The sequence below is a fragment of the Paenarthrobacter sp. FR1 genome (genome assembly GCF_051106045.1).
GTDB lineage: Bacteria > Actinomycetota > Actinomycetes > Actinomycetales > Micrococcaceae > Arthrobacter > Arthrobacter nitroguajacolicus_A.
Genome location: NZ_JBPFSF010000004.1, coordinates 373,358 through 393,300, shown reverse-complemented (window position 1 = coordinate 393,300; position 19,943 = coordinate 373,358). Strand labels below are relative to the sequence as shown.

The 19,943-nt window shown below is 62.2% G+C and carries 20 protein-coding genes and 1 tRNA gene; 12 read left to right on the top strand and 9 right to left on the bottom strand.

Annotated elements, in window-relative coordinates:
* Positions 1–11 precede the first annotated feature (11 nt).
* The 3 genes from ACR30Z_RS10800 to ACR30Z_RS10790 all read right to left on the bottom strand — a co-directional run bounded on the left by ACR30Z_RS10800 (position 12) and on the right by ACR30Z_RS10790 (position 3,306).
* Positions 12–635: a Pr6Pr family membrane protein gene (locus tag ACR30Z_RS10800; RefSeq protein ID WP_144653217.1), complete on the bottom strand. Its 624-nt coding sequence runs from the start codon at positions 633–635 to the stop codon at positions 12–14.
* 54 nt (positions 636–689) lie between these two features.
* Positions 690–2,063, bottom strand: a complete 1,374-nt coding sequence (gene radA / locus ACR30Z_RS10795; RefSeq protein ID WP_144653216.1) for a DNA repair protein RadA — start codon at positions 2,061–2,063, stop codon at positions 690–692.
* Between the two features lie 115 nt (positions 2,064–2,178).
* The gene (locus ACR30Z_RS10790; protein WP_144653215.1) at positions 2,179–3,306 is read right to left on the bottom strand and encodes an FUSC family protein; all 1,128 of its coding nucleotides are present in this window, start codon (positions 3,304–3,306) and stop codon (positions 2,179–2,181) included.
* A gap of 236 nt (positions 3,307–3,542) precedes the next feature.
* Between ACR30Z_RS10790 and pstS the strand changes: the two genes are divergently transcribed.
* The 4 genes from pstS (at position 3,543) to pstB (ending at position 7,695) form a co-directional block, all read left to right on the top strand.
* Positions 3,543–4,664, top strand: a complete 1,122-nt coding sequence (gene pstS, locus ACR30Z_RS10785; RefSeq protein ID WP_434372542.1) for a phosphate ABC transporter substrate-binding protein PstS — start codon at positions 3,543–3,545, stop codon at positions 4,662–4,664.
* Between the two features lie 151 nt (positions 4,665–4,815).
* Positions 4,816–5,748: a phosphate ABC transporter permease subunit PstC gene (gene pstC / locus ACR30Z_RS10780; RefSeq protein WP_144653213.1), complete on the top strand. Its 933-nt coding sequence runs from the start codon at positions 4,816–4,818 to the stop codon at positions 5,746–5,748.
* Positions 5,749–6,852, top strand: a complete 1,104-nt coding sequence (gene pstA / locus ACR30Z_RS10775) for a phosphate ABC transporter permease PstA (protein WP_434372540.1) — start codon at positions 5,749–5,751, stop codon at positions 6,850–6,852.
* Positions 6,853–6,915: 63 nt separating this feature from the next.
* Complete coding sequence (gene pstB / locus ACR30Z_RS10770; RefSeq protein ID WP_011772968.1) at positions 6,916–7,695, top strand: phosphate ABC transporter ATP-binding protein PstB; 780 nt, start codon at positions 6,916–6,918, stop codon at positions 7,693–7,695.
* A gap of 159 nt (positions 7,696–7,854) precedes the next feature.
* On the opposite strand, the gene ACR30Z_RS10765 is transcribed toward pstB, so the two are convergent.
* A complete protein-coding gene (locus ACR30Z_RS10765; protein ID WP_144653211.1) occupies positions 7,855–8,871 on the bottom strand; it encodes an inorganic phosphate transporter in 1,017 nt (338 codons plus the stop codon).
* 1 nt (position 8,872) lies between these two features.
* The gene (locus tag ACR30Z_RS10760; RefSeq protein ID WP_144653244.1) at positions 8,873–9,490 is read right to left on the bottom strand and encodes a DUF47 domain-containing protein; all 618 of its coding nucleotides are present in this window, start codon (positions 9,488–9,490) and stop codon (positions 8,873–8,875) included.
* A gap of 196 nt (positions 9,491–9,686) precedes the next feature.
* Between ACR30Z_RS10760 and ACR30Z_RS10755 the strand changes: the two genes are divergently transcribed.
* Positions 9,687–10,421, top strand: a complete 735-nt coding sequence (locus tag ACR30Z_RS10755; RefSeq protein WP_434372539.1) for a hypothetical protein — start codon at positions 9,687–9,689, stop codon at positions 10,419–10,421.
* 232 nt (positions 10,422–10,653) lie between these two features.
* Here the strand turns inward: ACR30Z_RS10755 and ACR30Z_RS10750 are convergent, their stop codons facing one another.
* Positions 10,654–11,313: a hypothetical protein gene (locus ACR30Z_RS10750; RefSeq protein WP_144653209.1), complete on the bottom strand. Its 660-nt coding sequence runs from the start codon at positions 11,311–11,313 to the stop codon at positions 10,654–10,656.
* A 228-nt stretch (positions 11,314–11,541) separates the two neighbouring features.
* Between ACR30Z_RS10750 and ACR30Z_RS10745 the strand changes: the two genes are divergently transcribed.
* The 6 genes from ACR30Z_RS10745 (at position 11,542) to ACR30Z_RS10720 (ending at position 16,842) form a co-directional block, all read left to right on the top strand.
* A tRNA-Lys gene (locus ACR30Z_RS10745) sits at positions 11,542–11,614 on the top strand.
* A 125-nt stretch (positions 11,615–11,739) separates the two neighbouring features.
* Positions 11,740–13,767 (top strand): alpha/beta hydrolase, encoded by a 2,028-nt coding sequence (locus tag ACR30Z_RS10740; protein WP_434372536.1) that lies wholly within the window; start codon positions 11,740–11,742, stop codon positions 13,765–13,767.
* A 19-nt stretch (positions 13,768–13,786) separates the two neighbouring features.
* A complete protein-coding gene (locus tag ACR30Z_RS10735; RefSeq protein WP_434372534.1) occupies positions 13,787–14,383 on the top strand; it encodes a hypothetical protein in 597 nt (198 codons plus the stop codon).
* 397 nt (positions 14,384–14,780) lie between these two features.
* Positions 14,781–15,413: a DUF6037 family protein gene (locus ACR30Z_RS10730; protein WP_144653392.1), complete on the top strand. Its 633-nt coding sequence runs from the start codon at positions 14,781–14,783 to the stop codon at positions 15,411–15,413.
* Between the two features lie 366 nt (positions 15,414–15,779).
* Complete coding sequence (locus ACR30Z_RS10725) at positions 15,780–16,259, top strand: hypothetical protein (RefSeq protein WP_434372533.1); 480 nt, start codon at positions 15,780–15,782, stop codon at positions 16,257–16,259.
* On the top strand, positions 16,249–16,842 hold the full coding sequence (locus ACR30Z_RS10720) for a hypothetical protein (protein ID WP_434372532.1): 594 nt from the start codon (positions 16,249–16,251) through the stop codon (positions 16,840–16,842). The genes ACR30Z_RS10725 and ACR30Z_RS10720 overlap by 11 nt, the downstream gene beginning before the upstream one ends.
* Before the next feature lie 67 nt (positions 16,843–16,909).
* Here the strand turns inward: ACR30Z_RS10720 and ACR30Z_RS10715 are convergent, their stop codons facing one another.
* The gene (locus tag ACR30Z_RS10715) at positions 16,910–17,530 is read right to left on the bottom strand and encodes a class I SAM-dependent methyltransferase (protein ID WP_434372531.1); all 621 of its coding nucleotides are present in this window, start codon (positions 17,528–17,530) and stop codon (positions 16,910–16,912) included.
* Positions 17,531–17,655: 125 nt separating this feature from the next.
* Here ACR30Z_RS10715 and ACR30Z_RS10710 point away from each other — a divergent pair, with 125 nt between their 5' ends.
* The gene (locus tag ACR30Z_RS10710) at positions 17,656–19,182 is read left to right on the top strand and encodes an alpha-N-arabinofuranosidase (protein WP_434372529.1); all 1,527 of its coding nucleotides are present in this window, start codon (positions 17,656–17,658) and stop codon (positions 19,180–19,182) included.
* On the opposite strand, the gene ACR30Z_RS10705 is transcribed toward ACR30Z_RS10710, so the two are convergent.
* On the bottom strand, positions 19,179–19,553 hold the full coding sequence (locus ACR30Z_RS10705) for a hypothetical protein (RefSeq protein ID WP_144652670.1): 375 nt from the start codon (positions 19,551–19,553) through the stop codon (positions 19,179–19,181). The genes ACR30Z_RS10710 and ACR30Z_RS10705 overlap by 4 nt on opposite strands.
* 99 nt (positions 19,554–19,652) lie before the next feature.
* Positions 19,653–19,940: a hypothetical protein gene (locus ACR30Z_RS10700; RefSeq protein WP_144652669.1), complete on the bottom strand. Its 288-nt coding sequence runs from the start codon at positions 19,938–19,940 to the stop codon at positions 19,653–19,655.
* Between the last annotated feature and the right edge of the window lie 3 nt (positions 19,941–19,943).

Sequence of the window (19,943 nt, the reverse complement as noted above, 5' to 3'; positions counted from 1 at the left end):
GATTCAGCGGTTTAGTAATCCACCTGCCGCTTCAGCTTGTTCCCAAGCCACAGCATTGCCAAGCTCACCACGAGGAATCCCACCGAGATGGCCAACGCGAAGATCACCACGCCGCCCCAGCCACCGGCGCGTGCGGGATCGATGAACCAGTACGGGTACCAGTCCACGAAGGCCCCGCGGACCAGGCTGTAGACCAGATAGCCGATGGGATAGAGCAGCCAGTACCAAATGTGCTTGGGCCTAAGGGTGGCTCGAGGCGGTTGGAAGAGCCAGTCCGCCACCATCACCACGGGCATCAGGTAGTGGACCACGAAGTTGACCCAAGGCAGCAGCGAGCCCAGGTCCTCACCAGCCAGCAGCGCCCCGAACACCAGCCCCACCACGGCCATGGCGATGGTGGCCGTTCCGCGGGTGACGTCGTCAATCTCGCTGGGGCGCTTGCGGATCAGCACCCTGTAGCCACTGATGAGCAACACCAGCGCCGCGAAGATATTGGACAGATTGGTGAAATAACTGAAGAAATTCCAGAAGTCGTAGCCCATGCCCAAGTGAACGGTCAGCTGTGTCCCCACAGCCACCAAGGTCAAAAGGCCAAAGAAAAAGCGTCCCCCGATAAGCACAGTTCTCTTGGTCATGAGCCAATCCTTGCCGAACCCGCAGCTCAGGAGGCACTCGACACCCCGGAAGGGCTAAGTGATCAACAGTTCCAGTGCCTCTGCGAGGTGGCCCACTTCGCGCACGGAGAAGCCGTCTGGGATGACGCCCGCACCTGCCGGACTGGCCGGCACTATCGCGTGCGTGAAGCCAAGCCGGTGGGCTTCCTGGATGCGTTGGTTGATGCCGGGAACCGGGCGGACCTCGCCTGCGAGCCCCACCTCACCGAACGCGATGAGCCGCTGGGGGAGTGCCTTCCGCGATTTTGCCGACGCAACAGCCAGGGCCACCGCCAGGTCCGTGGCGGGTTCCGTGAGCTTCACGCCGCCGACGGTCGCTACGTAGGAGTCGTCCTTGTGGAGCATGCAACCCGCGCGCTGCTGGAGGACCGCGAGCAGCATGGCAACCCGCGAACTTTCGAGCCCGCTGGTGGCCCGGCGGGGTTGGGAATTGGGGCTTTCTGCAAGGAGTGACTGGACCTCGGCAAGCAATGGCCGCCTGCCCTCCATGGTCACCGTGATGCAGGTGCCAGATACTGGCTCGCGGGTACGGGAAACAAACAGTCCGCTGGGGTCAGCGAGGCCCTCGATACCGGCCTCGTTCAGGTCGAAGCATCCGACGTCGTCCGTGGCGCCGTAGCGGTTCTTGACCGCGCGCAGCAGGCGCAGGCGGGAGTGGCGCTCGCCTTCGAACTGGCACACGACGTCCACCAGGTGTTCCAGCAGCCGCGGGCCGGCGATGGTGCCTTCCTTGGTCACATGGCCCACCAACAGCGTGGTCATGTTGCGTCGCTTGGCTGCGGCGATGATCGATGCTGCCACCTCACGGACCTGCGAGACGCCACCGGCGCTGCCCTCCACGTCCGCGCTGCTCAGCGTTTGCACCGAGTCAACAATCAGCAGCTTGGGTTCCAGCTTCTCCACCTGCCCAAGTGCCTGCCCCAGGTCGGTCTCGGCGGACAGATAAAGGGTATGGGCCACGGCGTCGATCCGCTCAGCGCGCAGCTTCACCTGCGCCGCGGACTCCTCGCCGGTGATGTAGAGGACGTCCTGTCCGGTGCGCGCGAACTTCGCCGCTACGTCCAAGAGGAGCGTGGACTTCCCGACGCCGGGTTCCCCAGCGAGCAGGATGACGGCACCTGGCACGAGGCCTCCGCCCAGGACGCGGTCGAGTTCGTCCACCCCGGTGGGAAGGAAAGCTGCCGTAGTGCCATCCACCTCAGCGATACGGCGGGCCGGTTCCAGAACGGTAGCGGCCGCCGTCGTACGCGCTACCGTGGCGCCGTACTCCTCAACGGTTCCCCAGGCCTGGCACTCGCCGCAGCGCCCCACCCACTTGATGGCTGTCCAGCCGCATTCGGCGCATTTGTAGGCGGGTGTCTTGGATGCGCGGGAGGTCTTGGAAGCCATGGGTTCAAGGTTAGTCGCGGGGACTGACACTATTAGCCGCCGAGTTGGCACTTAATGACAATGTCAGTCCCTGGGATTGGCATTAAATGCCATCTCGGCGCGGCCCGGCGCGCAATCAAAGCGCCGGGAGTACGGCCCGCGCCTCTTCGGGCTCCATGCCGCTCGCCTCCAGCAGGTCAACCATGAGTGGGCGGAACAGCATCACCACGGTTTCGCCCTCCAGCCTCTGGACGTCGAGCATTTTGGGGTGCAGCCGGGCAGCGATGTCCGAGAGGTCGTTCCTGGCTCGGCGGAGATGAACCCGGCGGGTACCTTCGCTCTGCTCGGACAACCCGATGGTCATCTCGTCGATCGCCGCGGCAGTTTCCTGCAGGACTTCGGAGATGCTCTCGATCGCTTCATCTGACAACGCCGCATGGTTGATGGCACTGGTGAGCCGGCGCGCAAACACGCGGCTGTTACGCAGCGCAAGGTCAATGTACTCCAGCGAATGCTCCAAGCCGGCGAGCTCGTCGCGATGCCGCCGGTGCGCCGGCGCCAGGGTTGCCACCTCGCCCGAGGCCCGCAGGGTCTGCCGCATCCGGTCCACCAAAGGCTGGCAGTTCCGGCCGCGGATCAGCGCGTGCCAGGCCGTTGTTGAGTCGCTGTCGATCATGGCTTTGGCGCACTCGCGCAGTACCTCCGCGAGCTCATGCAGGATCTTCTGCACGTCCTTCCTCGGCTCCCGTCGCGGATCCTTCGGCACCAGGATGGTCACCAGCAACGCGAACACGCCACCCACCACGGCATCCAGGCTGCGCGTAAACGGGCCGCCCGCCGGCGCCGGCAGCAGCACCACCAGCAACGACTGCAGTCCCAGCTGGGTGGTGAAGATCGTGCCGCTGTCCAGGAACCTGGCCAGCAGGATAGAGAAAAGAAGCACGACGGCGGCCTGCCAGATCCCAGCGCCCAGCCAGTGGAGCAGCAAATCACCCACCACGATGCCCAGTGTGCAGCCCAGGCCCACCTCTATGACTCGACGCAGCCTTGGGTCGCGGGAGAAGCCCAAGGCAATCAAGGAAGACGTGGCAGCAAACAACGGCCCTTGGTGGCCCAGTACATATTCAGCGAAGGCGTAGGCTCCCACCGCGCACACAGTCATTTGGATGGCGGGAGTCAACGAGTTCCGGCTCCGCACCAAACCCGTTCGGACTCTGGCACGCAGGAACCTCTTGCTTGCAGAAAATCCCTTCGCGGCAGCCATGCCTCCCAGTCTATTTGCCCAGCCCGTCGCAACGACCGCAACCCGGGCGGCGCTCAAGGTGGCGCGCGCCACATAACCCAATGGTCCGCCGTCGTTCACCTTCTGTTCACCTTCCACCGCAGGTCCCGTTACCTGCGCTCCTTACCTTCAGTAAAGGAACAAAAGGTCCTCAGCTCGCGCACGCCGAAATCTCCGTTCGGCCCGCATCGAAGAATCCCTGGAAGGGGCACATCCAAGTGAAGGCAACTCACTTCGGCCGCAACGCGGCAATCGCGGTCATCGCAGCCGGCGCTCTCGCGCTCACTGCTTGCGGTTCAGACAACGCAACGGGCACCACCGCCGGCACCCAGTCGGCCGCATCCGGCCCTAAGGTTACCGGCACCCTGACCGGCATCGGCGCCTCCTCCACCGGCGCGGCCATGGACGCTTGGAAGGCCGGTTTCTCCACCGCCAACTCGGGCGCCACTGTTCAGTACTCCCCGGACGGTTCCGGCGCAGGCCGCAAGGCCATCATCGACGGCTCGGCACAGTTCGCCGGCTCCGACGCCTACCTGAAGGACGAAGAGCTGGAGAGCTCCAAGGCCAAGTGCGGCCCCGACGGCGCCATCAACATCCCGGTGTACATCTCCCCGATCGCCGTCGCCTTCAACGTTCCCGGCGTCACCGAACTGAAGCTCGACGCCGCCACCGTCGCCAAGATCTTCCGCGGCGAAATCGCCAACTGGAACGACCCCGCCATCGCCGCCCTCAACGAAGGCGTCACCCTGCCGGACCTCAAGGTCACCCCGGTGAACCGCTCTGACGACTCCGGCACCACCACCAACTTCACCGACTACCTCGCATCTGCTGCTCCCGAGGTGTGGACGGACAAGGCTGCCGGCATCTGGCCCGCAAGCCTCGCGGGCGAAAACGCCAAGGGCACCTCCGGCGTCGTCAAGACCGTCACCGACACCCCAGGCGCCGTGACCTACGCCGACGACTCCGCTGTCTCCGGCAAGCTGGGCACCGCCTCCATCAAGGTGGGCGAAGAGTTCGTCAAGATCTCCGCCGACGCTGCAGCCAAGGCCGTCGAAGCCGGCAAGGCCGTTGACGGCCGCGCCGCCAACGACGTCGCCATCAAGCTGGACCGCAAGACCACCGAATCGGGCGCCTACCCGGTAGTCCTCGTTTCGTACCACGTAGTGTGCACCACCTACGAAACCAAGGAAGTTGCTGACCTGGTCAAGGCCTTCGAAACCTACGTCGTCTCCGACGAAGGACAGCAGACCGCAGCCGACGCCGCAAAGTCCGCACCGCTCTCCAAGACGCTGCAGGACAAGGCCAAGGCCGCTATCGAAACCATCAAGGCCAAGGCCTAAGGGTTTCCCGCGGGTTTGCTGAACCCGGCTGAACACTGAAGTTCCCTGTCCCGCGCGGAGTGGCCGCCAAGCCGCTGGCTGTAAGGTCCGCCGCGCGGGATAGGGAACTTAGCCATGTAAGACCAGTTCACTGAGACTGAAGGATCGTGAAGTGACCACCAACTCCCTGACAACCTCCCAAGGCGCAGGACGCGCCGGGGACAAGGTTTTCTCCGGGGCCGCAATGGCCGCAGGGTGCCTGATTCTCGCGGTTCTCTTCGGAGTCGCGTTGTTCCTTGTGGTGCAGGCGATCCCCGCCCTCACCGCCCCGCCTGAAGACATCCAGGGCGGCAACGGCTTCTTCGCCTACATCGCACCGATCGTGGTGGGCACGCTCATCGCCGCCGTGATCGCCCTCGTCATCGCCACCCCCGTGGCCATTGGCGTGGCCCTTTTCATCTCCCACTACGCACCGCGCCGGCTCGCTTCGGGCCTCGGCTACGTGGTTGACCTCCTGGCCGCCATCCCATCCGTTGTCTACGGCGCCTGGGGTGCAGCCTTCCTGGCCAAGGAAATCTCCCCGGCCTACGACTGGCTGGCCAATAACCTCGGCTGGATCCCGATCTTCGAAGGCCCGGCATCCGCCACCGGCAAGACCATCCTGACCGCCGGCATCGTCCTGTCCGTCATGGTCCTGCCCATCATCACCTCCCTGTCCCGCGAAATCTTCCTGCAGACCCCCAAGCTGCACGAGGAAGCAGCGCTCGCCCTGGGAGCCACCCGCTGGGAAATGATCAAGATGGCCGTGCTGCCGTTTGGCCGCCCGGGCATCATCAGCGCCATCATGCTGGGCCTGGGCCGCGCACTCGGCGAGACCATGGCTGTTGCCTTGGTCCTCTCCTCCGGCGTCCTGACCGCCAGCCTCATCCAGTCCGGCAACCAGACCATCGCTGCCGAAATTGCCCTGAACTTCCCCGAAGCCAGCGGTATCAAGGTCAATACGTTGATCGCCGCAGGCCTGGTGCTGTTCGTCATCACCCTGGGCGTGAACATGATCGCCCGCTGGATCATCACCAGGCACAAAGAATTCTCGGGAGCCAACTAAATGACCGCCACAGTAGTCCGGAAGCGCTCCGCGCTCACCAAGGGCCAGCTGCCCAAGTTCGCGCCCTACATTGTCCTGGCCGTCGCGCTGATCGTCGGCGCGGCCATCCTGGCGCTCATCGGCTTCAACGCCTTCGGCTGGGGCATTGTCTCGGCCATTTTGTTCGCCGTAGGCCTGGTCTCCTGGAGCGGCGCAGTTGAAGGCGCACGCAAAGCCAAGGACAAGCTCGCTACCTGCCTGGTTGTTGGCGCCTTCCTGATCGCGCTCCTGCCGCTGATCTCGGTCATCTTTACCGTGCTGGTCAACGGCATTCCGGGCCTTATCACGCCCGGTTTCCTCGGCACATCAATGAACGGCGTCACGGGCGCGTTCGACAACAAAGCAGTGGAGGAAGGCGCTCCCGTCCTCGGTGGCATCTACCACGCGCTGATGGGCACGCTTCAGATCACGCTCTTGGCAACCGTCATCTCCGTCCCTGTGGGCCTGCTCACCGCGATCTACCTGGTGGAATACGGCAACGACCGACCGCTGGCCCGCGCCATCACGTTCTTCGTGGATGTCATGACCGGCATCCCGTCCATCGTGGCCGGCCTTTTCGCGGCAGCGTTCTTCTTCGCAGTTGTGGGCCCCGGCACCAAGACCGGCGCGGTAGCCGCCGTCGCGCTTTCCGTCCTGATGATCCCGGTGGTGGTCCGCTCCAGCGAGGAAATGCTGAAGATCGTCCCGAACGAGCTCCGCGAGGCTTCCTACGCGCTGGGTGTGCGTAAGTGGCGCACCATCACCAAGGTGGTTATTCCGACGGCGATCTCCGGCATCGCGTCCGGCGTTACCTTGGCGATCGCCCGCGTTATCGGCGAAACTGCGCCGATCTTGGTGACCGCGGGCTTCGCCACCACCATCAACAACAACGTGTTCGGTGGCTGGATGGCTTCGCTGCCGACGTTCATCTATACGCAGATCCTCAACCCGACGTCGCCGTCCAACCCTGGTCCCTCCGACCAGCGTGCTTGGGGCGCCGCGCTGGTGCTGATCATCCTGGTGATGCTCCTGAACCTGGGAGCCCGCCTCATCGCCCGTCTGTTCGCACCCAAAACGGGACGCTAAACGGGTCTGCCGGGCCGCCCGGCACTCAAAACTTCCAGAACCCCCAAGGAACAAAGGAACACCATGTCCAAGCGCATCGACGTCAAAGACCTGAATGTCTACTACGGCAACTTCCTGGCCGTCGAGGACGTCAACATCAACATCCAAGCCAAGTCCGTCACCGCCTTTATCGGCCCGTCCGGCTGCGGCAAGTCCACCTTCCTCCGCACGCTGAACCGCATGCACGAGGTCCTTCCCGGAGCCCGCGTGGAGGGCGAAGTCCTCCTGGACGGCGACAACCTCTACGGCCCCGGCGTGGACCCCGTCACCGTTCGCACGCAGGTAGGCATGGTCTTCCAGCGCCCCAACCCGTTCCCCACCATGTCCATCCGCGACAATGTGCTGGCCGGTGTGAAGCTGAACAACAAGAAGATCTCCAAGGGCGCAGCCGATGCCCTGGTGGAAAAGTCCCTGGTGGGCGCCAACCTGTGGAACGAGGTAAAGGACCGCCTGGACAAGCCGGGGTCCGGTCTTTCCGGTGGCCAGCAGCAGCGTCTGTGCATCGCCCGCGCCATCGCCGTTGAGCCGCAGGTGATCCTCATGGACGAGCCCTGCTCCGCCTTGGACCCCATCTCCACGCTGGCCGTCGAGGACCTCATCAACGAGCTCAAGGACCAGTACACCGTGGTGATCGTGACCCACAACATGCAGCAGGCCGCACGTGTGTCCGACAAGACCGCGTTCTTCAACATCGCAGGCACCGGTAAGCCCGGCAAGCTGATCGAGTTCGCTGACACCACCAGCATCTTCAACAACCCTGGCCAGAAGGCAACGGAAGACTACGTCTCCGGCCGCTTCGGATAAGGGTTCTACGGGTTCCGGCTTCTATGGGGGGAGTCGGCACATAACGACGGCGGCCGTCGCCTTGGGGGTACGGCCGCCGTCGTTTTTTGTTGCCCAACTGACTGGCATTAGTGGTTATTCTGAGCCCTCAAAACAACCACTAATGCCAGTCAGTTGGGTCTACAGGTCCGCGAGGGGCGAGAACGCCAGCTCCAGGATGAAGGCCGCCGCAGCGGTAACCAGGGGAGTCGCCACCCAGAACAGCAGGATCCGCCGGACCAGCCGCCGGTTGACCGTGTGGAACCGCTGGTTGATGCCCGCTCCCAGCACGGACGCCGTCAGTGTATGGGTGGTGGAGAGGGGAAGATGGAAGCCGATGGCGCCGATAAAGAGCATCACGGAAGTCAGGGTCTGCGCCACGAAACCGCGCTGTGGATCCACCCGGATGAGCTTGTGGCTCAGCGTGTGTGAAATCCTCCAGCCGCCGAACATTGTTCCCGCCGTGAGCATGACCGCTGTGAGCAGCAGGATCCAAAGGGGAACCGTGCTTCCACTGGACAACCCGGCGGCCACCATGGCCAGCACAACCACCGCCGCGGTTCGTTGGCCGTCCTGGAGGCCATGGCCGAACGCGACGGCCGCGGTGGACACGGCCTGAGCCCTTCGGAACCGCCTATTCACCACGTTGGGCTGCGTGTAGCGGGCAGCCCATGTCACTGGCCATACCAGCAAGTACGCCGCCACAAAGGCGATGACGGGCGATAAAACCAGCGGGAGGACCACTTGCGTCAGCAGGACGTTGTCCATGCCACCCACCGCGTTGCCGCCCACTAGGACGCTTGCGGCGCCCGCACCAATCAGGCCACCCACCAGGGAGTTGGTGGAGGACAACGGAATTCCCCGCCACCACGCATACACGCCCCACAGGATGGCTGCAGTGAGCGCCGAAGCGAGAATGGTCAGCCCGCTGGTGCCTGTGGGCAAAGTGATCCACGACTGCGTAAACGCAAGGACAAAGGTGCCACTGAGCATGGCACCCACAAAGTTGAAGAGTGCCGCCAGAAGCACCGCGATGGACGGAGTGAGGGCACGGGTCCGGGTGGATAGGGCGACGGCGTTGGAGACATCGCGGAAGCCGTTGAGGAACGCGAATCCAGAGGCTAAGCCAACTACCAAGACCAGGATGGCAATGGTCACGTCATGATTCCTTGACGATGATGCTGCCTACCTGCGTGGCGACCTTCCGCATATCCTTGGTAACTTCCACCAACTGGTTGGCGATATCCCTGTGCCGCGCGTATTGCGTGGACTTCATGTCCTTGAGCATCTCGGCCACCCAGATCCGGTGCGTCCGCTCTGCGCGTTTGGCGAGCCTCAGGATTTCGATCCAGTAGTCCTCCAGCTCGTCCAAGTCCTCGAGCTTCCGCATGGCATCCACGGTGAGCTCGGCTTGGCGGCTGATGATTTCCAGTTGGTCCGCTGCACGTTTGGGCAGCCGGTCCAGTTTGTAGAGGGCCACCAGATCGCCGGCGGCATCCAGCTTCTCCATGGCCTCGTTAAGGTGGCGGGAGAGCGTGTACATGTCCTCGCGGGGAAGCGGGTTCACAAAGCTGGTGCGCATGTGCGTCAGCAAGGCGAAGTGCAGGTCCAAGGATTTGGACTCGTGCTCATGGAGTTCTTCGGCGAGGCGGTCGTGCTCGCTGGCAGGAGCGCCGAGGATCTCGGAGAGCGTTCCGGTGCCAGCCACGATCACGCCGGCCATCTGCGCGAGCAGTACGAGCCCGGCGGGTTCCTGGGGGAAAAGGCGCAGCTTCATTTCGCTTCCGGGCTGGGGACGGATGGGGCGCGGGCTGCTTGACTTGACGCTGCCCGTTTCGGTCATAACTTTACCGGTCCGCTGGCGCGGTCTGGGAAGTGCCCGGAACGTTGCGGGCAGTTGTCCCCATCGCTGGCGCCGCCCATCCGTGCAAGACTTAGCAAGTCTTCGAGTTAATCCAATCAATGGGGGAATTATGCGCATCAACAATGTAGTGAAGATCACCAGCCTCGCGGCGGCCGGACTGCTGGCCCTGACAGCTTGCGGCGCAACCACGGCGGGCTCGACGGCGGGTGGTACCGAATCGCCGTCGTCCGCCTCTTCGTCCGCAGCACCATCGTCCGCCTCTTCGTCGTCGGCGGCTGCGTCGTCATCCGCTGCCGAAGGGGCGTCCACGGGCGCCTACACGGCAGCTGCCTGGGCACTCCCCATCACGGATAAGGGCGACAAGCTCGGCGCCATCAAGGGCGATAGCTTCAGCGTGGACATTTACCAGGTGGCCACGGACGTAGCGTCCAAGGACAGCATGTTCGTGGATAAGGAGACCAAGGAAAACCTCCTGAAGAAGGGCGATCCGATCGTGTACCTGAACTATGTGGTCACCAACACCTCATCAGCAGACATCCCACTGAGTCATTCGCTGGTCACGCCCAAGGCAAAGTACCTGGACTGGAAGTACATGGGCGGCATGCCGTCCGATTCCAGCAGCGACGGGTACAAGAAGCACGGGCTGAGCAGCTCCGGTGTGAAGCTGAAGGAAAAGGATCCGTTCGTGCTGAAGCCCGGTGAGTCCTTCAACCTTGCCGAGAACTTTGCCTACACCGCGGGAAAGGAAACCGGAATCGAAGCGACTTTGACGCCTCAGGACGCTGCCGGCGACCTCGACCACGACAAGAAGGAAAAGGCCGAAACCACGGTCACGCTGAAGTAATCCTGCCGGTTTGCCCGGGTCCGCCTCAGTGCCGACCCGGGCAAACTGCGTTCGGGCATAAAAATGGTGCCGAACCGGATACGCCTCTCGGCGGTAGGCCGCTCGAAGCGGCTATAAGTTGAAGCCCGGGGGTTTCGCGGTTCGACACCAGTTTTAGTTTTCACCGTCAGGCTGGGTAAGTCAACATTGACAGTCCGGGGCCGACGTGGGTACGTTTCGCCCCTTTTGTTGCTTAGTCGAGCTCCCCTAGGCGCCACGCATTGGCGGCGTGCTCAAGGTCTTCGGCGGTCTTCACCAGTTGGTGCGAGTTGCGCGTGAGCTTGCTCGCGTGGCCCTCGTTGCTGTGCTCCGCGCCATCGGCGAGAGTAGCTTGGCCGAGCGCCACCACGCGGCAGAAAGCAGCGGAGCGTTCCAGCGCGACGTCGAACTCGCCGTCGAAAGCGCCGGACAAAATGGCGTCAGCCATGGTCTTCATTTCATCGGCTCCCGGTGGCTCGGCAGCGCCCGCCACTACGTTGGAAACCTGCGCGGTGTCGCGCCCAGCCCGGAAGTAGACGGAGATCTTCTCGGGGTTTTGGATGGTGGCGGCGCGGAGGGCGTAAAGCCTCCAGAGCGCGCCGGGAAGGCTCCGTGCGGGGCTTTCCGCCCACATCTCGGCGATGGCTTCCAAGCCTTGCTCGTCGGCCAGTTTTACCAAGCGACGGGTGACCTTGGGATCGTCGCTGTCGCGGCCTCGTCTGACAAGAGCTTGGGCAGCGAGGTGTGCCGCCTCGGAGACGCGCGCGGGGTCGGCGCCACCAGCGAACGGTTCGAAATCGATGGGCGCGAAGGGCTTGGGCTTGTGGTGCCTGTTTGCTCCGCCGTACGCAGGTGGTCCTGGCTGTTCGCTCATGACTTCACCGTACTCCTGTGCTCTGGTGGGGTCGAGTAACGGTTGCCGTTGTTGCTGGCGGGCCGCCACCACCTACTTTGCCGCCGCCTTGGGCCCGACACCCCGCTGCCGCCGCGCGCCGCCGTCGAACGTTCGCCTAAACAAGGTGACGACGGCGCACGTCACGTTGAGTTCCTTGCTGGCCTTGACCTTGGGGTACAGTATTCATGGCTGTTTCTACAGCTGGAGGGGCCTTTAGCTCAGTTGGTAGAGCATCGGACTTTTAATCCGTGGGTCGTGGGTTCGATCCCCACAGGGCCCACCCTCCAAGACAGGCCGGAGACGCTAAGTCTCCGGCCTGTTTTTTTGTTTCCTGGTCACGCCCACACTCCGATTCCGTCGGTTAGGCTATTCGATGGATTAATTATTCAAGTGAGGGGGCTCGGCGTGGGGATCTTTGATTCGGCGGTGGAGATTGCGTTCGACGATGGCGCCGCCGACGCTCTGATCAGCGCTGCTGATTCCGCGGATCAGGCTCTGCGCTCCGAGGGTGGCTTCCTGGGTGTCGCCACGGGTTATGCGATGGAGGACTTTAAGGGCGGCTATGCGACCTTGTTCGCCAACGCTTTGGCCGTCCGGGCCAATGACCGGGGCCGGCTTGCCGGTGTCCTCGCGGCGTTGGCGGAGGAGGTCAGGCAAGCAAAGCTCAAGGCGCGGGAAGAGAAGTCCCGGCTGAAGGACCTTAACCCTTGGCAGCAACGCGCCGATATCCGTGAACAACACTTTCAGTCTTTCGTGAGCCCGTTGAGTGATCCCATGCCGATGGATTGGCCGGTCGCTGCTCCGACGATTTCAGCGGTGTTTTCCCCGAGCGACCGGGTTCGATTCGCCGGTGGATCGGGGGGCGCTACCAGCTCGGCTGATCCTGGAAAGCTGCGCGAATTTGTGTCCCAATCCCGCGCCTTTACCAACATCCTGGACGCGGAGCTGGGGAGAATCCGGAACGCGTGGAGCGGTTTCACCTCAGCGTGTTCGTGGGTGAATAGCGGCAGTGTCACGTTTGTGTCGGGGTTCGAGGAACTGCTGACTGAGAACGCCGCTGACGCGACGTGGCTTGAGCAGATCGCCGCGGCATTCGAAGCAGCCGGCAGCGGCTCCCTGCCCGAGACCGCGCTCAACAGCGCCCTCATACAGTACGCACCACCGGGGCAAGTCGGTTTGAACGACATCGGGGCCCTGAACGCCGCGCAACTGAAAGCCTGGCTCGGCGGTGCCGGCAACGTCGCCCGGCTCGAAGTACTCCTGAAAGAACCAGGACTGGACCCTGTAGTGGTAGCCAAGTGGTGGGCCGGTCTCGGCCACACAGCCGCCGACGACGGATCAATCGAACCCGGCGAGGGTCAGAAGCTCCTGATCGAAACCCTCCCGTGGGCTATCGGGAACCTGAACGGCGTCACCGCCACCGCCCGGAACCTTGCCAAGCGGATACGCCTCGTCACCGAACAGAAGCGCATCAAGGCTGAACTCGCCGGGACGCCCGAGTCCCTGTTCACCAGCACAGGGCGGTCCATTCCAAACCCGCACTGGATACGTCTGCAAACCCAACAGAAAGCCCTAGACGGCATCGGTCAAGCCCTCGTAAACGCGGGTGCGTCAGGACAAGCTGTCCTGCTCGGCTTCGACCTCACCGACGGCTCCCCAAAGGCACAGGTCTCTGCGGCCAACCCCGACACAGCCGACAACGTTACCTACGCCGTGTCCGGCATGCTCATTACCCCCCAAAGCGGCTTCAACGACTGGGCAACAAACGCTGCTAACCTGCAATCGCGGCAAAGGCTGAACGACCGGAGTAAGTCGTTTGCGGTGGTCGCATGGATCAACTACGACCCGCCCAACCCGGCAACCGTGAGCAGCGGTGATGCTGCACGGGCAGGTGGCGAGCAGTTTGTCGCGGACCTGCGCGGTTTCAATGCTGTCAGGGATGGGTTGGGCAACAGGACCCCGGAAACCCTGAACGTACTAGGCCATTCCTATGGCACGACAGTAACCAGCGACGCCCTCGCCGCTGCAGATTTACGCGTCGCCTCGTTCACAATGCTCGGCTCCGCCGGCGTCGAGAAAGAGATTCGGAATGCCGAAGAGCTTCACGTGCCTGAAGGCCAGGTCTACGCCAGTGAAGCCGAACCTGACGCCCTGGCCAGATGGGGCCGTTCCCAGCGCCAGGATCCGCGTATGGAATCATTTCACGCGAAGGTGTTCTCCTCGGAAGCAGCCACCATCGACGGGACCCAATTTCACGGCACGACCGAACACAACTCGCTGGTGCACCGGAAGGACGGAGACGGGTACGGGTACCTGGATCGAGGAACCACCGCACTGTACGAGGCAGCCCTGACAACAACAGGCCACGGAGATCGCATCCTCCCAGGCGAAAGACCTGTCTCGCCCCTCGTCGGAGTTGCGGCAAATAAGTAGCCCAGGAAGAGTGAACCGCATGTCCTACCAACCCAAGGCCCGACACAAGGTCCCCAGCCTCCTCGCCGCATTGGTCTTCGCGGCCATGACGCTGAGCGCCTGCACGCCCACCACGACGGAGAACCCCATGACCGGCTCAAGCAACCGCAGCGACCCCGCAACCGTCAAAGCCCAGGTCGAAGAACTCAAGCAAGCCCTCGCGGACCTTCACGCCTTCAAAACCGAAACCCAGCAAGCTATCGGGCCTCAAAAATGGTCCGACGAAGGCCTCCGCAACAGTTTCTGTACCACACCCGACGGTGAAGAGGGCGTGAATTACGTCGTCCTAAGCCAAACCCCCGACCCCGTTGATCTGGAGGCGTCAGTAGACGTCGTTAAATCGTTCTGGGAATCTAAGGGCTTCAATACGCGCATCGAAACCAACCCCCGGGACCCGGGCCTCATCCGCCTCTACGCTGACCAGAACGGCGGACAGCTCGTGTCCTACACGGCGAACGTGCTGGGTTCCGGCCTGGAAATGGACAGCGCCTGCGTCGCAGGAGACCAGGCGGCAATCTACAAGGAGCTGTATCCCGAAAACTTCGGACTCCCTTCCAGCCCCAGTCCCTCACCGTAGAATCGCATGACCTTTGTACCCAGGGCCGGACGAAAAGTCCGGCCGCATATCGTTTTTGGTGGGCATTGAATCCGATAACGGGCAACGTAGAGCAACTCCCGAAGTTCAAAAACCCCTAGAATTAGCGGATTTTCGATGACAAGCGACCTACTCCAACACCAAAGGGAGAGACGCTGAGTCCGTCTACTTCAGCGGGCTTCCGCACAAGATCGCGCTGGTACTCCCCTGGGTGGCAGCCAGGATATAGCCACGTGGCCCATGGGGCAAACAGATGCCCGCATCGATGCTCATCGACCTAGGTGTAATGGCCAAGTGGGGTGAGGGACGCACCATGTCTACACGAATGGTTGACTCCAGCTCACAATGTTTGTCAGAGGGCGAGTGCGAGAGTAGCAACATGAATGCGCCGTTGGAGAACCTTCGACCCATCCGTGACGAGTTGGCTGTTCGCGGATGGGTCATTGCTTGTTTCCCCTTCACGTATAGGCAACGACGATATTTCACTCTGGTCCAACGCTATATGCCACCCGAGGAGACCCCTCAGTACCAGCTCGTGAAGCTGACCTTCATCGATGGCCGTGATACTAGCCGCACTCTGACGGCGGCAGCGAACACACAGCGTATAGCGGCTGGGGCGAGGGAGCTCCGAGAGTACTTCGGTATTGAGTACGCGCCAAATCTCGGGGAGATTTTGACCCAGTTCTGCGAGCAACTGGGAAAGTTCATTCCTTCAAGACTGCCTACCGCCCTGTCTCCCGAGGAGAAGACGGTGGTTCTGAGTCAGCTAGGTAGAAGCTCCAGCGAGGACCCAAATAAGGTCCACTGTTTCGACGTGCGCCGAAATGGGACGCGGTCAAACGGCACACTAAACCAGCGGTCGCCGTTCAATTCGCAGAAGACTGAGATGCTTCGGCCGACACTTTACGAAGCCTTGAAAGCTGATGAAAATCTCAGCTTCTACTACTCGGAACACCCGGAAGATGAACGGTCCGATACAGAGATCCTCGAGAGCTTCAACTGCAGAAGGTGACCTGGACATCTAAACCCGGTCTGCAATCTCTTCGTCCCAAGCCGCGGCGGTCGTGGATCACGGTGTGGATTTGGTGAAAGTTTTGGTGGGATATGGATCCAATGATCCCGGATCACCTGCAACGATATTTGGTGAAGAAACCCCGGAATCTAGGCGTTTTCAGTCAACCAGCAACACGCAAAAACACCCCAGGGCCAAACTTTTAATCCGTGGGTCGTGGGTTCGATCCCCACAGGGCCCACCCTCCAAGACAGGCCGGAGACGCTAAGTCTCCGGCCTGTTTTTATTTTCCCGGTCACGTCCCACACGCTGATTCCATTGGTTATGCTATTCGATGGATTAACTATTCAGGTGAGAGGGCTCGGCGTGGGGATCTTTGATTCGGCGGTGGAGATTGCGTTCGACGATGGCGCCGCCGACGCTCTGATTAGCGCTGCTGATTCCGCGGATCAGACCCTGCGCTCCGAAGGTAGCTTCCTGGGTGTCGCCACGGGTTATGCGATGGAGGACTTTAAGGGCGGCTATGCGACCTTGTTCAACCACGCTTTGGCTGTCCGGGCCGATGACCGGGGCCGGCTTGCCTGGCAGCAACGCGCCGATGTCCGTGAACAACACTTTCAGACTTTCCAGAGCGTGGCGATCGATCCGATGCCCATGGAATGGCCGGTCGCTGCACCCACGATTTCTGCGGTGTTTGCCGCGAGCGACCGGGTTCGATTCGCCGGCGGAGTGGGAGGCGCAACCAGCTCAGCTGATCCTGGCAAGCTGCGCGAATTTGTGTCCCAATCCCGCGCCTTCCGTCTAAAGACCAGCCGCTTCAGGAAGAGTGAACCACATGCCCTTTGAACCCAAGGCCCGGCTCGCGGGCCGCCGCCTGCTCGCCTCGTTGGTCGGCGCGGCCGTAGCGCTGAGCGCTTGCACGCCCGCTGCCACGGAGAACCCCATGGCCGGCTCAAGCAATCCCAGCGACCCCGCAGCCGTCAAAGCCCAGGTAGAAGAACTACAACAAGCCCTCAAGGATCTCCAAGCGTTCAAAACCGAAACCCAGAAAGCCATCGGACCCCAGAAATGGGTCGATAAAGGCACCCGAAACAGCGCCTGCAATGCAGGTGATGAAAGGGAGGGTGTGAACTACAGCGTCATGAGCCAAACCCCTGATCCCGTCGACCTGGAAGCATCAGTCAACGTCGTCAAAATGTTCTGGGAATCGAAGGGCTTTACCACCCGCGTGGAAACCAACCCGTTGGACCCTGGTCTCATCCGCCTCTACGCCAATCAGAACGGCGGAAACCTCATATCCTTCACCGCGAATGTCAAAGGCTCCGGCCTGGAAATGGACACTGTCTGCATCGCCGGGAACCAACACGAAATCTACAAGGAATTGGACAGGCAGGAAGCAAGCGCCAGTCCCTCGCCAATCACGAAGTAGAGCTGAAGAGCCCCGGCCCCTTGTTGACTCTGGGCTGGTGCACAGTTATCAATGCGCGTAGGTGCGTTCAGCCAACGCGACCGGGGGTAAGCCCCCGCTTCGCGACGACAGCCGCATGGGGACGGACTCCGGGGTCGACGCGGGAGTGGGTGCCGACAATGCTGAAACCGGCTTCCTGTAACAGTCCAGACATCTCCTCCGCAGACCAAAAATAGGCGCGAGTCACTGCGTGCCGGAACGGTTCACCCGCCGGGCCATCGAAGAAGCCGAGCAGGAGGCTCCCGCCTGGTTTGAGGCACCGGGCAAACTCGTTCAGAACCCGGCTGATTTCAGCAGGGGAGATGTGGATCAGGGAGTACCAAGCGAGGATTCCCGCCAATGAGTGATCCGGGGTGGGCAGCCGTTCAAGTGACCCGACAGAGAACTGGGCATCCGGGCAGAATTGCTTGGCCGTCTCAATAAAGTCCGGTACCAAGTCCACGCCTTGGACGTCCACCCCGGCGGAGTGCAGGAAGGCTGTCCATTGCCCAGGCCCGCAGCCGGCATCGATGACTTTCCCGGACAATTCCTGGGCCCATGACAGCACGAGCTCCCTGTCGGCAGGATGGGTGCTGCTGAGGGACCCGAACAACGAGGTGTACTCGGCGGAACGCGCAGAATAGGCGGCTCTCACCACAGCGGAAGACATGGGTCTCAGACTAGGGGCCGAGCGGCCACAGCAAGAAATCTCTTGACTCCCGCATCAACACCCCGTCAGCATAGTTTCTACAACGTTATAGAAACCAGCAAAACGAGCAGACAAGGACCCACCCTTTGGGAACTCCAGAAAAACCCATCGCCAAAATCACCATCGACGCCGCGTTCGTCGTGGGCCCTGTCAGGCGGAAGACCTTCGGGGCGTTCGTCGAGCACCTGGGCCGCTGTGTGTACACGGGTATCTTCGAACCGGAACACCCCAAGGCGGATGAAGACGGCTTCCGCACTGACGTCCTTGAACTCACTAAAGAACTCGGTGTCTCCACCGTCCGCTACCCTGGCGGCAACTTCGTCTCGGGCTACCGCTGGGAAGACGGGGTTGGCCCCAAGGAAGACCGCCCAACAAGACTGGACCTTGCTTGGCATTCAACGGACCCCAACCTGGTAGGCGTGGACGAGTTCGCCAAGTGGTCACAGAAGGCCGGCGTCGAACCCATGATGGCGGTGAACCTGGGCACCAGGGGCACGCAGGAAGCGCTGGACCTGCTGGAGTACTCCAACATCAAGGGTGGAACGGCCTTGTCCGAACAGCGCAAGGCGAATGGCGCCGTCGAGCCTCACAACATCACGATGTGGTGCCTCGGGAACGAGATGGACGGCTTCTGGCAGATCGGCCACAAGAAGGCCGGGGAGTATGCACGGGTCGCCGCCGAAACGGCAAGGGCCATGCGCATGGTCAATCCGGACCTGGAGCTCGTGGCGTGCGGTAGTTCGGCGCCCACCATGCCCACGTTTGGCGAATGGGAACGCGTGGTCCTCAACGAGACCTACGAACTGGTGGACCTGATCTCGGCGCACCAGTACTTCGAGGACTTCGGCGACCTGCAGGAACACCTGTCCGCCGGGTATCGGATGGAGGCGTTCATCAAGGATCTGGTGTCCCACATCGACCATGTGAAGTCGGCAACGAAATCCGAAAAGCAGGTCAACATTTCCTTTGATGAGTGGAACGTGTGGCACATGTCCCGGGACGAGTCCAAAGCGCCCACGGGTGACGACTGGCCGGTGGCGCCTGTGCTGCTGGAGGACCGCTACACGGTTGCTGACGCTGTGGTGGTGGGCGACCTGCTCATCACTTTGCTGCGCAACACGGACCGCGTCCATTCAGCGAGCCTCGCGCAGCTGGTCAACGTGATCGCACCCATCATGACCGAGCCTGGCGGACGTGCGTGGAAGCAGACCACGTTCCACCCCTTCGCGCTCACCTCGCAGCACGCCGCAGGCACGGTGCTCAATCTCGCCGTCGAGTCCCCGCAGCTGGCCAGCGAAAAGACGTCGGGCTTCACGTCTCTCTCGGCAGTGGCGACCTATGACGCCATGGCAAGGGAAGCCGTCGTCTTCGCCGTGAACCGTTCGGCGACGGACGCACTGACGCTGGATGCCGCCGTCGTAAGCCTCAATGCAAGCAAAGTCATTGAGGCGGTCACCTACTCGAACAAGGACCCGTACTGGCAGGCGACAGCCGACGATTCGACGTCGGTCCTTCCGTCCGAAAACGTCAGTGCAAAGCTCGACGGCGGTCGGCTCACCGCGGAGCTTCCGGCCGTGAGCTGGAGCATGATCAGGCTCGCGCTGGACTCCTAGGCGATTTGCTGCGAACCGTCCCGGAAGATCGGATACGGCGAGATCGGTGTGACCGTGGCCGTCGGGGTAAGCTCCGGTGCCTGCGCTGCAGGTGCCGGAGCGGGTTGGTCAACAGTCACAATGTCCATCGACTCCATGTCCAGAAGTCGTCGGCTCCCAGTGTGGTCCTGAAGCCAGAAAAGGTCGGTCCCCGCGACGGTCTTGACCACCGTGCCCCGGTGGTAGAGGCGGCCGTTGTGCCAAGCCTCGATGTAGTCTCCAGGGCTCAACGCGTGGGATTCCTCAGCGCTCCCCGGCATGGTGCCAAATGCCTGTGCCAAGCTTGCCTGTGTCTTCAGGGCCTGGAACAAGTCCCTGTTTGCGATGCTCATGTGTGCTCCCCTCAGCTGTCGCCGTCCGTTGACCCCAGCATTGCGCATGTTTGTTGCGGGGGCGTTGCAAGGGTATGAGCGATGTGTGACGGGTGAGGTTCAGGGGTCCTCGGAGGTCGGTGAACCATCCTCGGGGAGTTCGTCCGAGTACGGTGCCCGGGGGCCGCCATGGTTGTTCAGGAGGTCGTTGGCTGCCATTGCGAGCAGGTCCCGTTCGAGTTCCGGGATGGAGATCATGCCCTGCAGATAGGCCTCAACCTCGTATTCGCCTACTGATCCACCAATGCTGAAGTAGTACAACCAGAGGTTGCCGATGTTGATGTCGCCGGCATCGATCGCGGCCCGGAGTTTGCGCCGTTGTTCGGGTTCGTTGGTGTCGAAGCCCATGTC